Here is a 13,680-nt window from a genome sequence, read left to right on the forward strand (position 1 = left end):
TCTTAAATAATGTTATCAAATAATATTACTTTTATTTTACATAAGCCACAGTTATCAGAAAATATTGGTGCATGTGCTAGAGGGATGAAGAACTTTAATTTTCAAAAACTATATGTTGTTGATCCAAAACCTATTTTTCCTAATGATAAAATTTTAGCAACTTCTGTTGGTGCTAAAAATATAATTAATAAGAGTAAAGTGTTTGATACCTTAGAGCCTGCACTAAAAGATATAGATTATGTCATTGCAACATCTGCTAGATTTAGAAACAAAAACATTAAACATATTCAATTAGAAGACTTAAAAAAGATTGATTTCACCAAAAAAGTAGCATTTCTTTTTGGATCTGAAGCATCAGGTTTGTCGAATAATGAAGTGAGTTATGCAAATTACACGTTACAAATTCCAACTAATCCTGAATTCAAATCCTTAAATTTATCTCATAGCTTAATCATAATTGCTCAGTATGTCTCAAGCATCATAAAATCTAAGACTTCCAATTTTAAAAAATCTAAAAAGGTTAAAGCGGCCTCTAAAAAAGAGATACATTCAATGACCAATTTATGTATTCAAAACTTAGATGGCATCAATTTTTTCAAACCAAAGGAGAAGAAACCTATTATGCTAGAAAATCTTAGAAATATTTTCTATAGAATGGAATTATCAGCCAAAGAAACACGTATATTGGCTAGTGTATTTGCTAGTTTGGGTAAAAAACGTTGATTGACAAAATAGCCTGTAAGCTTATAAACCCCACTATCAAATGACAAAAAGATTAAACTCTAAACATAAAGTAGATAGAAGATTAAAAGCCAATCTATGGGGACGACCAAAGAGTCCTTTCAATAAAAGAGACTACGGACCAGGACAACACGGTCAAGGTAGAAAAGGTAAGCCATCAGATTACGGAACTCAGTTACAAGCTAAGCAAAAACTAAAAGCTTACTATGGTAACATTAACGAGAGACAATTTAGAAATATTTATAAAAAAGCTGTTATGCTTAAAGGTGATACTGGTGAAAATTTAATCGGTTTACTTGAAAGAAGATTAGATGCAGTTATTTATAGAGCAAAATTTGCAACAACAGTTTTTTCTTCAAGACAATTAATTAACCATGGTCACGTAAGAGTGAACGGTAAAAAAGTTAATATTGGCAGTTACATAGTTAAAGAAGAAGACTCAATTGAGATCAGAGATAAATCTAAGCAATTAGCAATCATTGATATTGCATTAGCTAGTAAAGAAAGAGAAACACCAGAATACATTCAAATGGATGAGAAAAACAAAAAAGTTAAATTTGTGAGAGTACCTAAGTTTGAAGAAGTTCCTTATCCAATTGTAATGGAACCAAATTTAGTAATTGAATATTACTCTAGATAATAATTAATTCTTAGCTTTAAAACGTATACCTTTAGTCTCAAGTAATTTTGCTAATTCACCACTTTCGTACATTTCTTTTACGATATCACAGCCACCAACAAATTCTTTTTTGATATAAAGTTGTGGGATAGTAGGCCAGTCACTGAAAGTTTTTATTCCTTCTCTAACATTTTGATCTTCTAAAACATTTACACCTTGGAAATTAACTTCAAGAATTTTTAACATATTAGATACAGCCATTGAAAAACCACACTGAGGAGCATCAGGTGTACCTTTCATAAATAAACATACTTCGTTACTATCAATATGAGTTTGAATTAAATTTTTTGTATTATCATCCATTATTGCTCCTTTGTTTTAATTGCTAAGGCATGTAATTCATTTCCCATTTTACCCTTTAGAGAACTATATACCATTTTATGTTGTTCAATTTTACTTTTACCTGAGAATTGAGCAGAAGTTACTGTTGCTGAGTAATGATTACCGTCACCAGCTAAATCTTGAATTTCAACTGTAGCATCAGCCAAAGCTTCTTTAATTAAACTTTCGATTTCTTTTAAATCCATTGCCATTATTTGCTCATGTAATTTGTTAGCCAATTTGTATTCGATGTTGTTAATTCGTCAATTGATACTTTTGTCTTTTCGTTAATAAACAATTGATCTTCATTAATCGTTCCAAGTTCATCATAATGAACGGCGTTTTTGTTTAAAATATCAGTCACTTTTTTAAGACTATCTTTACTTACTTCAATTATGTATCTACCTTGATCTTCACCAAAGTAGTACTCAATTTCATTGATTAAATATTTTGGTTTTTTAAGATTAATTCCCTTATTTCCATTAATACACATCTTTGAAACAGCAGTAATTATTCCTCCAGTAGATACATCATGAGCACTTTTAATATGACCTGCGTCAATTAACTTTAATAAGGTTTCTCCATTATTTTTTTCATTAAATAAATTTACCTCTGGTGGAGGGCCATTTTTTTCATTTAAAATATTTCTTGCAAGTAAACTCTGATCGATATGACCTTCTGTTTTACCAATAACTAGAACGATGTTATCAACTTGTTTAAAATCCATGGTAATCATTTTTTTATAATCTTTAATTAAACCAACTCCTCCAATGGATGGGGTGGGCTTAATCCCTTCGTCTTTAGTTTGATTATAAAAAGATACGTTTCCTGAAACAACAGGGAATTTTAAATATTCGGCAGCTTCTCCAATACCTTGAACGCACTCAACAAACTCTCCCATATTTTCTTCATTTTCCGGACTACCAAAGTTTAAACAATTAGTAATAGCAACTGGTTTTGCTCCAACAGAAATTAAATTTCTAAAACTTTCACAAACTACTTGTTTTCCACCAGTTAATGGATGTGCCCAACAATACACTGCTGAACTGTCAACTGATGCTGCTACCGCTTTATCAGTTCCATGAACACGAACAACTCCTAAGTCACCTCCGGGTTTTTGAATAGTGTCTCCCATGACTGTGTGATCGTACTGTTGCCAGATCCACTCTTTACTACAAACATTTGGATGAGATAAAACTTTCTTTAAAACATCTATAATTTTTAAATTTTTAAGTTCTTCTTTTTTAATTTTATTTTTTTTAGGAAGTTTTGCTTTTTTCCATTTACGGTCATACATCGGTGAATTTTCAACTAAAGTATTAACTGGAATATCTGTCACTCGCTCATTATCAAAAAATAATTCAATTTTTTTGGAATTAGTTGTTTTACCAATTACAGCAAAATCTAAATTCCATTTATCAAATATCTTTTTAGCTTTTTCTTCTTTGCCGTTTTCAAGAACAATTAACATTCTTTCTTGGCTTTCAGAGAGCATGATTTCATAAGGAGTCATGTTTTTCTCTCTGCATGGAACTTTATTTAAATTTATTTCAATTCCAAGATCTCCTTTAGAAGCCATTTCAATACTTGAAGAGGTAAGTCCTGCTGCACCCATATCTTGAATTGCTATAATTGAATCTCCTGCCATTAACTCTAGACATGCTTCGAGTAATAATTTTTCAGTAAATGGATCACCAACTTGAACTGTTGGTTTTTTTTCTTCAATTTTTTCATCAAAACTAGCTGACGCCATGCTCGCACCATGAATTCCATCACGGCCTGTCTTTGAGCCTACATAAATTACTGGTTTGTTTAATCCTGCAGCTTTTGAATAGAAAATCTTATCTTTTTTAACCAAACCTAAAGTCATAGCATTGACTAAAATGTTACCATTATAAGAACTATCAAAGTTCGTTTGACCAGCAATAGTTGGTACTCCCATACAATTTCCATAACCACCAATACCGTGCACAACCCCTCTTAATAAATTCTTAGTTTTCTTATGTTGAGGAGAGCCAAAATGAATAGAGTTTAAGTTAGCAATAGGACGGGCTCCCATTGTAAAGACATCTCTCATGATGCCACCAACACCAGTTGCAGCCCCTTGATAGGGTTCAATAAATGAAGGGTGGTTATGACTTTCAATTTTAAATACAATTGCATCATTATCCCCAATATCAACTACACCAGCATTCTCTCCTGGACCTTGGATAACTTGCTTTCCTTTAGTTGGTAGTGTTTTTAAGTGCAGTCTCGAAGATTTATATGAACAATGTTCATTCCACATTGCTGAGAAGATCCCAAGCTCTGTAATGTTTGGAGTTCTATCTAGTAGCTCACAAATTTTAGCATACTCATCTTTTTTTAGTCCATGATCTATAGCTACTTGTTCGTTTACCATTATTTTAAATTATTAATTAAATTATTAAAAAAAAGGGAACCATCTTCACCTGATAGAGAAGGATCAACCATTCTTTCAGGGTGGGGCATCATCCCTAAAACATTTTTTTCTTTATTAAAAATCCCTGCAATATTTTTAGTGGATCCATTAGGATTAAACTGCTCTTCAGTTTTACCATCTTTATCGCAGTAATTAATTGCAATTTGCTCGTTATCTTCAATTTCCTTTAATTGCTCTTTGGTACAAAAATAGTTTCCTTCGTTATGAGCAATGTGAAATTCTAAAACTTCATTATCAATATTTTTAAAGTAAGTATTTTGTTTATTATTAATTTTAACAAATACATTTTTACAAATAAATTCTAAGTATTTGTTTCTTAACAAAACGCCTGGAACCAAACCTGTTTCAACTAAAATTTGAAAGCCATTACAAATTCCCATTACCATTCCACCAGAATTTGCAAAGTTAATAACAGATTTCATTATTTTAGATTTAGAGGCCATACTTCCACATCTTAAATAATCACCATATGAAAACCCACCAGGTAAAACGACTAAATCACTTTTTGGTAATTCAACATCATCATGCCAAACCATCTTATTTTTGAATCCAAATTTTTTGAGAGCAACATCCATGTCTCTATCACAATTTGATCCTGGAAATGTAATGACGGATGATTTCATTAATTATTGTGCATCAATAATTTTATAATTTTCAATAACAAGATTAGCTAAAAGTTTTTTGCACATTTCTTCAACTTTATCTTTAGCTTTTTTAGGATCACTTTCTTTAGTGTCTATTTCAAAGTATTTACCTTGTCTTACTTCATTGATGTCATTAAAACCCATACCATCTAAGGTTTGGTGAATAACTTTTCCTTGAGGATCTAGCACATCTTTTTTAAGTGTAATAATTACGGAAATTTTCATTTACGTTTCCTTTTAACTGAAGATAATTTTGTAACATTTACTGCAGAAACATTTGATTGTTCGTGAAGTATTCCAAGTCTTTTAGCAACCTCTGTATAAGCGGGAATTAAATCACCTAAATTTTTTCTAAATCTGTCTTTATCTAACTTTTTGTCAGTAATACTGTCCCAAAGTCTGCAAGTATCAGGACTAATTTCATCAGCAAGAATAACCTCTTCTTTACCGTTAACTTTTAATCTTCCAAATTCCAATTTAAAATCAATTAATTTAATTCCAACACCTCTAAACATACCGATCATAAAGTCATTAATTCTTAAAATCATTTTCTTAACTTTCTCGATTTCTTTTTTTGTAGCCCAATCAAAAGCTAAGATATGCTCTTCTGCAATTAATGGATCGCCTAACTTGTCATCTTTTAAGCAATATTCAATAAGAGGTTCTTTTAAAATTGTTCCATCTTCAATTCCTAATCTTTTGGTAATAGATCCGGTTGCAACATTTCTTACAATGAATTCAATTGGAATGATTTCAACCAATTTAATTACTTGCTCTCTCATATTAAGTCTTTTGACCAAGTGATTTTTAATTCCTATCTGAGAAAGATTTGAAAGGATATGTTCTGAAATTCTATTATTCAAAACCCCTTTTCCTTCAATAGTAGATTTTTTTTGATTATTAAATGCGGTTGCATCATCTTTAAAATATTGAATAACTAAATTCTTATCATTTGTTGTGTAAATAATTTTAGCTTTACCTTCGTATAGTTTTTTTCCTTTTTTCATTATTTAAAAACTCTTCTAAAGATGAAATTTACATTTTTAAAGTGTTTTGCGTAACTAAATATAGATTTTAGTTTTTTAGGAGTAATTTTGCTCATAATTAATTTATCTGAGCTAATAACATCAAATAAATCTAAATCTTCTGCAAAACATTTTTTAGCATAATTTTGAACCATTCTATAAGATTGTTCTCTACTTAACCCAGACTTTGTTAATTCTAGCATTACTTCTTGAGAAAAAATTAACCCTTTAGTGATATTTAAATTTTCTAACATCTTTTTAGGATAAACAATCATGTTATCTAAAATATTTGTTAGTCTCACAAGGGCAAAATTAGTTGTAATATTTGCATCAGGACCAATATTTCTTTCAACACTTGAATGAGAAATATCTCTTTCGTGCCAAAGGGCAATATTTTCTAAAGCAGGAATTACAGCACTTCTAACCATTCTTGCAAGTCCTGTTAAGTTTTCACTTAAAATCGGATTTTTTTTATGCGGCATTGCAGACGAACCTTTTTGATTTTTTGAAAAGAATTCTTGCATTTCATAAACTTCAGTTCTTTGTAAATGTCTAATCTCAACTGCAACTCTTTCAATTGATCCAGCAATAATACCTAAAACTGAAAAATAAAAAGCATGACGATCTCTTGGTATTACTTGAGTTGAAATTGGCTCAATTTTTAAACCTAACTTTTTAGCAACATGTTTTTCTACGTTAGGGTTGATATTTGCAAAGGTTCCAACAGCACCAGATATTGCGCAAGTAGAAACTTCATCAATTGCATCAACTAATCTTTTTCTATTTCTCTTAAATTCTTCGTAAAACGATGCCAATTTTAAACCAAATGTAACCGGTTCAGCATGAATACCGTGACTTCTACCCATGCATGGTGTGAATTTGTATTTCTTGGCTTGTTTTTTAAGAACTTTTAAAATTTGATCTAAATCTTTAAGGATTATCTTACCAGATTGAACCATTTGAATGTTAAAACTGGTGTCTAATACATCTGATGAAGTCATTCCTTGGTGTAAGTATCTGGCTTTAATTCCAGCTCTTTCAGTAACTGAGGTGAGAAATGCTATAACATCATGTTTAACTTCAGACTCAATTTTGTGAATTCTACTTACATTTATTTTAGCTTTTTTTCTTACAACTGAAGCAACACCTTTTGGAATTTGACCAAGCTTTTCCATCGCTTCAGCAGCTGCAACTTCGACATCTAGCCAAATTTTATATTTATTTTCCTCTGACCAAATGTCAGTTAATTCTTTTCGCGAGTATCTTTTAATCATTAATTATAAGTATGGAGGCTTGGAATAACCTTTAGCAGATTCTGTAAAGATTTCATAACCATTTTCAGTAATTCCTAACGTATGCTCGAATTGTGCTGATAAAGATTTATCTTTTGTAACAGCAGTCCAGCCATCATTTAACATTTTAACATCGTATTTACCTGTATTAATCATAGGCTCAATTGTAAAAGTCATTCCAGGTCTTAAATCCATTCCAGAGTTTTTACTTCCATAATGAAGAATATTAGGAGGTTCATGAAATGTTGTGCTAATACCATGACCACAAAAATCTCTTACAACAGAAAAACCTTTGTCTTCAACGAATGATTGAATTTCATATCCTATATCTCCTAATCTAATTCCAGGTTTTAAAATCTTTATTGCTCTCATCATAGATTCGTAAGTTGTATCAATAAGATTATTTAGTTTGATAGATGTGTTTCCAATTGAAAACATTCGACTTGTATCTCCATAATGCTCATCCACGATAGCGGTTACATCTACATTAATCGCATCTCCATCTCTTAGTACTCTGTCAGATGGAATACCGTGGCACACAACATGATTTAAAGAAGTGCATAAAGATTTTGTAAAGCCCCTGTAATAAAGAGGGGCAGAGTATCCACCGTGATCTCTAATAAATTCATAACCTAATTTATCAATATAGTCTGTTGAGACACCTTCTTTAATATTGTCAGTTAACATATCTAGAGTTTGAGCTGCAAGTTTGCCTGCAACTCTCATTTTTTCAAATTTTTCTTTATAATCAGTCATCGATAATCTTTAATTTCTTATCTATAAAAATTTTTTTAGAACTTATATCACATCTATAAGCTAAAAAGTTAACACCTGCTTTTTTAGCTATTAAATAATTATTATAATATTCTTTATCTATATCTTTAGCTATTTTGAATTTTTTCATATTTTGGATTTGAACTAAAAATAATAAGTAGCTCTTATAACCTTTTTTTATGGCATCAATAAGAGTAAGCAAATGTTTAGTACCACGTGAGGTTACAGCATCTGGAAATTCTGCAGTTTCCTTGTCTCTAAAAAGAGTGACATTTTTCACTTCTACAAAGCTTTTTTGTTTATTTTTTTCTATCAGGAAGTCAAATCTGGTTTCTTTGTTAAAAAACACTTCTGGTTTAATTAAATCAATATTTTTAAGCTCTTTAATAAGATTATTTTCTAAAGCATGTTGTGCTATTCTATTTGCCATATGTGTATTAACCCCAACAAGGTTTTTTCTAGTTTTAATAATTTCTAAGCCATATTTAAGTTTTCTTTTAGGATCATTATTTGGAAGTAAATAGACATCGTTTCCTTCATTGAGCAGACCTTTCATTGATCCAGTATTGGGACAATGAGCAGTTACAATTTCTTTGCCCAACTTAACATCAGTAAAGAAACGTTTGTATCGTTTGATTAATTTGCCTTTTACTAAAGACTTGGTAAATTCCATTACTAAATTATACATTTAAAATGACTAAAAACACAAAAGTTAATGCCGCAATATTAATTATAGGGAATGAAATTTTATCTGGCAGAACTCAAGATACTAACACCTCGACATTAGCAACATGGTTAAATTCTATTGGAGTAAAAGTTGGAGAGGTTAGGGTTATTCCTGACATTGAGAAAACAATAATTGATACACTTAAAACACTTAGATCAACTTATGATTATGTCTTTACTACAGGAGGCATTGGCCCCACTCATGATGACATTACGGCAGAATCTGTTTCAAAAGCATTTGGATTAAAATATGAGATACATAAAGAAGCTTATAAGATTTTAGAAGCTTACTATAAGCCAGGGGATTTTAATGAAGGTAGACAAAAGATGGTTTGGATGCCTGAAAATGCTAATTTAATATTAAATCCTACAAGTGGTGCCCCAGGTTTTAATGTTGAAAATGTATTTTGCCTACCAGGAGTTCCTTCTATTTTAAAATCAATGTTAGGGGGTTTAACTAATAGAGTTGTTGGAGGAAAACCTATTTTAAGTTTAACGATAAGTCTTAGAACTGTTGAAAGTGAAATTGCTAATTCTCTAACAAAAGTTCAAGATGATAACAATGATGTTGAAATTGGAAGTTATCCATTCTTTCAAGCTGGAAAACTTGGTGTTTCAATTGTAATTAGATCAGAGGATCAATCTAAAATTGATAATTGTAACTCACAAATTTTAGAGTTTGTTAATGAAAAAAAAATTGAAGTAGTGGATCGTTAAATGCTTTATTTTGCTTACGGAAGTAATTTAAATATTTTTCAAATGAAACGTAGATGTAAAGACAGTATTTTTTTAAAAAAGATTAATCTCAAAGATTTTAGGTTAACATTTAGAAGCAAATATAGAGCCGCAGATATTGAACCTAAGAAAAATTCAATTGTTCCTGGCGGGTTATTTGACATATCAAAAAGTGATGAAAAAAAACTAGATTTATATGAAGATTTTCCAATACTATATAGAAAGCATTATTTTTATTATTACGGAAAAAAAGTAATGACTTATACAATGGTAAATAAATCTTCATTTAGATTTCCAACAGAGAGATATTTAAATGTTGTTAAAAGAGGCTATAAAGATTGTAAATTAAACTCAAAATATCTTAAAAAAGCTTTACAAAAATAATGGTAATTAAAAATTGATATCTTTAAATCGAATTTCAAAAAAATTACTACTATTACAACGTAATGAGCTGTTATCAAAAAACCAATATTGGTTAAGGAAAAGATTTGGTAGACTTATTTTTACAAATTTTTTTGTTAATTATTTTCAAGTTGAAGATATAGAAAAACGTACTGAAGAGTTATTTCAAAAAGAAATTGAATTAATTAAAAATTATTTACCTAAAAAAGCTGAAAATATTATGGATATAGGTTGTGGTCTAGGAATAATTAATATTTTTCTTAATAAAATTTATAACAATCAACCTAATTTTTTTTTATTAGATAAAAATAGAATTGATAAAGTAATTAAGTATGGGTTTAGTTCAGATTATGAAAGCTACAACGATCTAAAAGAAACTAGAAATCTACTTATTAATAATTATATAAGACCAAGTTCAATAAATACCCTGGATGTTGAAAAAGATTTTAAAATAGACGCTAAAATTGATCTTGTAATTTCTCTTAAATCTATGGGTTATCATTACCCTATAGATCAATATTTAAGATTATTTCAAACTTGTTGTGATGAGAATACATCTTTTATTTTTGATGTATCTGAGGGATATTACAATGAAAGTCTGTTCAAAAAACACTTTAAAATAGTAGATATTATCTATGAGGAAAAAAGTATACATTCTCTCAAGAGATTGTTTTGTAAGGATTTTTACCAGATAAATAGACAGTAAGTTAGATTTTTGTTGAAATTTTTAACTATTTTTTTTAATTATGAATATATGAAAATAATTCTAACCTCGATCATAATCTTAACATTTTTTTCTGGCTCGTCATATGCTAAATGGGGCAAAGGTCCCTTAAAACTAGATAAGAACACCATGGAAACAGTAATTATGTATATGTATGGAGCTGGTAATAAAAAATATTCAGGAAATGCCAAAAGAAAAAACAATCCTACTACAATGGCTATTTCTCAAAATGGTAGATACTCATATTACATGTATTGCCCTGCCGAATATCATGATGGTTGTTTAGCTACAAATACTGCAAGATTGATCAAATCTTGTGAAAAATATTCTAACGGTAGCCCTTGTTTTATTTTTGCAAAAAAAAGAAGAATTGTGTGGAAAAATGGTGGTAAAAAAACAACAATTAAAAGAAAGGATTTAAAAAGCCCTTATGTTGTGGCCAAAAAAATTAAAGAAGCAGGTTTTTATGATGGTGACATATCAAAGTTAATTGGAATAGATGTCCAAACGGGTCAAGTAAATGAAGATATTAATATTACAGGACAAAAAGACAGCAAAACAAAAAAAATTAAGAAGAAAGACAATAATGATATCGTTAAAGAACTAGAAACTTTAACAAAATTATATGAAAATGGATCTCTAACAAAAGAAGAGTTCGATGCTGCAAAAGAGAAATTATTTAATAACTAAAAATTATTAAAGTGGCAAAGTTAATTATAAGCTTTTTATTTTTAGCAACTTTAATATTTATCACTCCTCTAAAATCTGAAGAAAAAATTAATAAATTAAAAAATTTATTAGAAAAAGGTTTAATAACAGAAAATGAGTTCAAAAAAGCAATAAGTTTAATTGATGAAAACAAAGAAGAGACTTTGGACTCTGTCACAATTAAAAAAATAAGTGGAACAACAGGTAAGGAAAAATTTATAAAATATGAATTCTATATTGATAATTTTAGGGTTCATACTCTTAATCCAGGAACAATTAGAATTGACAACATGCTTACAGGTGAAACAGATGTTACCCTATCAGGAAATTTCAAAGTAAAGTTTACAAATAATGGAAGCAAGTTTTTTAAATTTGAACTAGATAAACAAAATTTAAAAAGTAACTTATTATACAAGGGTAGTGTTCTTATAAATTGGACTGGTAGATATGTTTCGCGCTATCAGGCAACATTTTATCAAATGCAAGTGCAAGGAATTAAGCCTTTTCATTATTTTATAGTGCTACCTTCTAAAAATCCAATATCGATCAATTTTATGCTATTTAATAAGAAAATTGATAAAGCAGTCGCTAAGGTTAAAGAGGAGCTTTCGGTAAAATACAATCTATCTATAGACGAAATAGATAAAATTATGGAAAAGAAAAATAATGTTATTTCTTTGGAACAGGAAAAAATAATTCAAGAACTCACTGAAAAATACGCAGGAAAAGAAATTACTGAAGCTGTAAGACAAGAAATTGAAAAAACAATTGGTGAAGAAATGGCAAACGCTTTTATTTCTGAGATAGAAAGATATACTGGGCAAGCTATAGAGCAAGCTGTAGAAACTGAATTAGCTAGAGAAATAAATGCCGCTATTGCCTATGCTGTTCAACAAGGGGTTTCAGAAGCCGCTGCAGCCGCAGCTATTGAGGCTATGATAATTGTATATGCCCTAGGGGGATCAGATGAGGATGCATTGAATGCTTGTAGAGCGCATGCTGGTGATGCATGCTAAATAAAACAAAATTAATAATATTTTATTTATTTTTAATAATAAGTTTTCTATTTTCACAAGCCTCTGCAAATAATAAATATTTTAAATGTCCAGAAAAGATTTCAAAAATTATAAAAGGTCAAGACCCTCTTTTAAAAGTAGGATCTATTATAGGAGTAAATTATGTAAAATTTCATATAAATAAATCTATAACAATTAAATTTAAATACTTAGGTGACAATGATAAGCTCATTGAAATAATTTCTGATCAAAAATTAATTGAAAATTCTTTAGGGTATGAGGTTTATAACAAGCTAACAAATAACGATCAAAAGGTTGAAAATAAATATAATTTTGTAAAAATTAACGATAGTTACGCATTTACGCGTAATGAAAATTGGTGGTCACCAAAAAATGAATTTCTAACTAATAAAAATTATGAATACGAGTCTTCTGGAAGATGTTTAAAAATAAAAAAAGATGAATTCAATTTAGGAAAAATAGTAAAGATTCCTAAAAAAGAGAAAATTATAAAAAAAAAGAAAAGTTAGTTAATAAACCAAAAGTAAAAGCTAATTCAAATATAATTGAAGGCAAAAGATCCTTTGCTATGAGTTGGGAAGGATATGATGATCTTATTTTAGGTAAAATAACTTTCTCAGAACAAGATTTATTTGGTAAAGTAAAATTTTCTCTACCAAATGATGATGGAGATTGTATCGGAACTTATGCTCTTTCACAAGTCAAAGGCACATGGTCATTTATTTGTTTAAAAAAGAATATTAATGCTTCAGGAACTTTAACTTTAAATAATCTTGATGGAGAAGTGAATGGAAAAGGTAAAGATAATTTAGAAAAAAAAATAAAATTTAAAATTTCTACAAAAGATTGATTTAGCATAATTTAAAGTGTAAATTTGACTTATGAAATTCTATTTTATAATTTTTATCTTTTTAATTTTAAATAACTGCGCTTCAATTTCTGAGTCAAAAAATCAATCAATGTCTGTCACCACGGGAGAAATAACAGGAGCAATGTGCACACTTTCAAATTCAAAAGGTAGTTATTATGTAAATTCTACACCTGGTTCTGTAATGGTTAGAAATGCATGTGATCAGTTAACTGTTACTTGTTCAAAAAAGGGCTATATACCTGCAAATCCATCTGCAGGATCTATTCAAGATAAATCCAAAGGTATGGCTTGGGGAAATATTATTTTTGGTGGGATAATTGGCATAGCTGTTGATAGACAAACTGGTGCAGGTTGTACTTACCCGCAGCAAAATATAATGTTTCCAATGCAAAAAATCTCAGGTGATAACAACAATATTGGTAGTAATAATAATATTGAAAAATTGAAAGATCTTAAAGAATTGTTAGATGCTGAGATTATTACTCAAGAAGAATTTGATAACGCAAAAAAACAGATTCTTAACTAATTTTAGATAACTAA

19 protein-coding genes are annotated in these 13,680 nt (G+C 29.4%); 10 read left to right on the forward strand and 9 right to left on the reverse strand.

All coding sequences use genetic code 11. The features are described from left to right. Nucleotides 1-9 precede the first annotated feature (9 nt). Nucleotides 10-723, forward strand: coding sequence for an RNA methyltransferase (locus tag ACIJYF_RS02740; RefSeq protein ID WP_435117569.1), 714 nt, complete (start codon nucleotides 10-12; stop codon nucleotides 721-723). 40 nt (nucleotides 724-763) lie between these two features. Beyond that, nucleotides 764-1,381, forward strand: coding sequence for a 30S ribosomal protein S4 (gene rpsD / locus ACIJYF_RS02745; RefSeq protein ID WP_435098215.1), 618 nt, complete (start codon nucleotides 764-766; stop codon nucleotides 1,379-1,381). A 3-nt stretch (nucleotides 1,382-1,384) separates the two neighbouring features. On the opposite strand, the gene grxD is transcribed toward rpsD, so the two are convergent. From grxD to sfsA, 9 genes are read right to left on the reverse strand one after another with little or no spacing between them, the layout of a single operon-like run. Next, nucleotides 1,385-1,723, reverse strand: coding sequence for a Grx4 family monothiol glutaredoxin (grxD, locus tag ACIJYF_RS02750; protein WP_435117571.1), 339 nt, complete (start codon nucleotides 1,721-1,723; stop codon nucleotides 1,385-1,387). Beyond that, on the reverse strand, nucleotides 1,723-1,953 hold the full coding sequence (locus ACIJYF_RS02755) for a BolA/IbaG family iron-sulfur metabolism protein (RefSeq protein ID WP_435117966.1): 231 nt from the start codon (nucleotides 1,951-1,953) through the stop codon (nucleotides 1,723-1,725). Before ACIJYF_RS02755 ends, grxD begins: the two co-directional genes overlap by 1 nt. After that, a complete protein-coding gene (gene purL, locus ACIJYF_RS02760; RefSeq protein WP_435117968.1) occupies nucleotides 1,953-4,145 on the reverse strand; it encodes a phosphoribosylformylglycinamidine synthase subunit PurL in 2,193 nt (730 codons plus the stop codon). The genes ACIJYF_RS02755 and purL overlap by 1 nt, the downstream gene beginning before the upstream one ends. Continuing rightward, a complete protein-coding gene (gene purQ, locus ACIJYF_RS02765; RefSeq protein WP_435117573.1) occupies nucleotides 4,142-4,825 on the reverse strand; it encodes a phosphoribosylformylglycinamidine synthase I in 684 nt (227 codons plus the stop codon). The genes purL and purQ overlap by 4 nt, the downstream gene beginning before the upstream one ends. Before the next feature lie 3 nt (nucleotides 4,826-4,828). Further along, a complete protein-coding gene (gene purS, locus ACIJYF_RS02770; protein ID WP_435117575.1) occupies nucleotides 4,829-5,071 on the reverse strand; it encodes a phosphoribosylformylglycinamidine synthase subunit PurS in 243 nt (80 codons plus the stop codon). After that, nucleotides 5,068-5,853, reverse strand: a complete 786-nt coding sequence (purC, locus tag ACIJYF_RS02775) for a phosphoribosylaminoimidazolesuccinocarboxamide synthase (protein ID WP_435088920.1) — start codon at nucleotides 5,851-5,853, stop codon at nucleotides 5,068-5,070. The genes purS and purC overlap by 4 nt, the downstream gene beginning before the upstream one ends. Further along, nucleotides 5,853-7,145 (reverse strand): adenylosuccinate lyase, encoded by a 1,293-nt coding sequence (gene purB, locus ACIJYF_RS02780; RefSeq protein ID WP_435117577.1) that lies wholly within the window; start codon nucleotides 7,143-7,145, stop codon nucleotides 5,853-5,855. The genes purC and purB overlap by 1 nt, the downstream gene beginning before the upstream one ends. Nucleotides 7,146-7,148: 3 nt before the next feature. After that, complete coding sequence (gene map / locus ACIJYF_RS02785; RefSeq protein WP_435117579.1) at nucleotides 7,149-7,919, reverse strand: type I methionyl aminopeptidase; 771 nt, start codon at nucleotides 7,917-7,919, stop codon at nucleotides 7,149-7,151. Then, nucleotides 7,912-8,610: a DNA/RNA nuclease SfsA gene (gene sfsA / locus ACIJYF_RS02790; RefSeq protein WP_435117970.1), complete on the reverse strand. Its 699-nt coding sequence runs from the start codon at nucleotides 8,608-8,610 to the stop codon at nucleotides 7,912-7,914. The genes map and sfsA overlap by 8 nt, the downstream gene beginning before the upstream one ends. Nucleotides 8,611-8,630: 20 nt before the next feature. Between sfsA and ACIJYF_RS02795 the strand changes: the two genes are divergently transcribed. Genes ACIJYF_RS02795 through ACIJYF_RS02830 form a run of 8 tightly spaced genes read left to right on the forward strand, consistent with a single transcriptional unit; the run spans nucleotide 8,631 to nucleotide 13,666 of the window. Next, complete coding sequence (locus ACIJYF_RS02795; RefSeq protein ID WP_435117581.1) at nucleotides 8,631-9,380, forward strand: competence/damage-inducible protein A; 750 nt, start codon at nucleotides 8,631-8,633, stop codon at nucleotides 9,378-9,380. After that, a complete protein-coding gene (locus ACIJYF_RS02800) occupies nucleotides 9,381-9,782 on the forward strand; it encodes a gamma-glutamylcyclotransferase family protein (RefSeq protein WP_435117583.1) in 402 nt (133 codons plus the stop codon). Nucleotides 9,783-9,795: 13 nt separating this feature from the next. Then, the gene (locus ACIJYF_RS02805) at nucleotides 9,796-10,506 is read left to right on the forward strand and encodes a hypothetical protein (protein WP_435117585.1); all 711 of its coding nucleotides are present in this window, start codon (nucleotides 9,796-9,798) and stop codon (nucleotides 10,504-10,506) included. Between the two features lie 48 nt (nucleotides 10,507-10,554). Beyond that, nucleotides 10,555-11,214, forward strand: coding sequence for a hypothetical protein (locus ACIJYF_RS02810; protein WP_435117587.1), 660 nt, complete (start codon nucleotides 10,555-10,557; stop codon nucleotides 11,212-11,214). An 11-nt stretch (nucleotides 11,215-11,225) separates the two neighbouring features. Continuing rightward, nucleotides 11,226-12,248, forward strand: coding sequence for a hypothetical protein (locus tag ACIJYF_RS02815; protein WP_435117589.1), 1,023 nt, complete (start codon nucleotides 11,226-11,228; stop codon nucleotides 12,246-12,248). Continuing rightward, nucleotides 12,242-12,778: a hypothetical protein gene (locus tag ACIJYF_RS02820; protein ID WP_435117591.1), complete on the forward strand. Its 537-nt coding sequence runs from the start codon at nucleotides 12,242-12,244 to the stop codon at nucleotides 12,776-12,778. Before ACIJYF_RS02815 ends, ACIJYF_RS02820 begins: the two co-directional genes overlap by 7 nt. Nucleotides 12,779-12,837: 59 nt before the next feature. Continuing rightward, complete coding sequence (locus ACIJYF_RS02825; protein WP_435117593.1) at nucleotides 12,838-13,119, forward strand: hypothetical protein; 282 nt, start codon at nucleotides 12,838-12,840, stop codon at nucleotides 13,117-13,119. A 31-nt stretch (nucleotides 13,120-13,150) separates the two neighbouring features. Beyond that, nucleotides 13,151-13,666 (forward strand): SHOCT domain-containing protein, encoded by a 516-nt coding sequence (locus tag ACIJYF_RS02830; RefSeq protein ID WP_435117595.1) that lies wholly within the window; start codon nucleotides 13,151-13,153, stop codon nucleotides 13,664-13,666. The last annotated feature ends 14 nt before the right edge of the window (nucleotides 13,667-13,680 follow it).

The sequence above is a fragment of the Candidatus Pelagibacter bacterium nBUS_49 genome, assembly GCF_051200925.1.
Lineage (GTDB): Bacteria > Pseudomonadota > Alphaproteobacteria > Pelagibacterales > Pelagibacteraceae > Pelagibacter.